Here is a 1,548-nt window from a genome sequence, read left to right as displayed (position 1 = left end):
TGAGGCCGGTCCAGGCAACTCTTGTATCGACTGACACCCGCCTTCGCGAGCAGGCTCGCTCCCACAGGGAAATCCGGTGTGGCGACTGGCTTTACAACAACGAAATCGGATAACTGATAAAGATCCGGTTCTCGTCAAACTCGTTGGTGCTGAAGTCCCGGCGAATCGTCGCGTTGCGCCATTTCACGTTGAGATTCTTCAGCGGGCCGCTTTGCACGGTGTAGGCCAGTTCCGACTCGCGGCCCCATTCCTTGCCGTCAGTGATGGTCCCGGTGTGCACGTTATCGCCGCTGATGTAGCGGTTCATCAGGGTCAGACCGGGAACGCCAAGGGCGACGAAGTTGTAGTCGTGGCGCAACTGCCAGGAGCGTTCCTTGGCGTTGTCGTAGCTGGCGTTGTAACTGTCGTTGGCGAGGGTGCCGCCGCTGGTGCCGTTGACCCGCATCCAGGCGTCGTCGCCGCTGAGCTTTTGCAGGCCGACGTAGAAGGTGTTGCCGCCGTAGCGGGCCGAAAGCAGGGCGAACGCGGTCTTGTTGTCGAGGTCGCCAGCCTGAGCGCTGCCGTCTTCCTTGCCGGTGAAGAAACCGAGGTTGGCGCCCAGCGTCCAGTCGCCCAACGGCTGGCTGTGGCTGAGGTTGAAATACTGCTGCTGGTAGATGTCCGTGAGTTCGGCGTACCAGACACCGACCTGCGTGCGCTTGTCGTTGAAGCTGTACTCGCCGCCGCCGAAGTTGAAGCGATCGGAAGTGAACGCGCCGCGGCCGTTCATCGACATGTCTTCCATGCTCGCGTCGTTGCGCGGGCTGTTGCCACGGAACTGGCCACCGTAGACAGTCAGGCCATTGATCTCGGTGGAGGTGATCTGGCCGCCGCGAAAGGTCTGCGGCAGCGAGCGGCCATCGTCGGAGCGCAGGATCGGCAGCACCGGCATCCACTCGCCGACCTTCAATTCGGTCTTCGATACCTTGGCTTTCAGCGCTACCCCGAGGCGGCCGAAGTTGTCGGCCGGGCGTCCGTCATCGTGGATCGGCAACAGTTGCGTGCCGCCCGTGCCTTTGCCGCCATCGAGCTTCTGCGAATACATTCCCAGCACATCGAGGCCGAACCCCACAGTGCCCTGGGTGAAGCCGGATTTGGCATCGAGGATGAAGTTTTGCGTCCACTCCTCAGCCTTGCCTTGCGGGTAGGCCGGGTTGACGAAGTTGCGGTTGAAGTAGGCGTTGCGCAGGTTCAGCGTGGCTTTGCTGTCTTCGAGGAAACCTTCGGCATCGGCGCTCATCGGTAAGGCCAAGGCAAGGCTGCTGCAGCCGATCAGGCCGAGGGTGGAACGCGGGCGAAGCGTGGCAAAGCGGGAAGGGCGGACGGAACTGCAGACGAGTGTGCTCACTGTGACGCTCCCTGTTTCGTTTGTTGTTTTTATTATTTGTCATACGTCGTCGTACAACATGGGTGCGGATATTTCCTAGGTTTTACGGGAATGTCAACAGCAAGTTATACGATGACTTGCCGTCGCGACGCAGATCACTTTGTAGGAGCTGCGGAACGCTG

1 protein-coding gene is annotated in these 1,548 nt (G+C 60.4%); it reads right to left on the bottom strand.

The annotated features are described in order from the left end of the window. Positions 1 to 91: 91 nt before the first annotated feature. Positions 92 to 1,387, bottom strand: a complete 1,296-nt coding sequence (locus PMI23_RS28490) for an OprD family porin (protein WP_007915112.1) — start codon at positions 1,385 to 1,387, stop codon at positions 92 to 94. Positions 1,388 to 1,548 lie beyond the last annotated feature (161 nt).

It is taken from the genome of Pseudomonas sp. GM24 (genome assembly GCF_000282235.1).
Taxonomy (GTDB): Bacteria; Pseudomonadota; Gammaproteobacteria; order Pseudomonadales; family Pseudomonadaceae; genus Aquipseudomonas.
The sequence above is the reverse complement of the archived record's forward strand: the minus strand, read 5'-3'. Positions and strand labels throughout refer to the sequence as shown.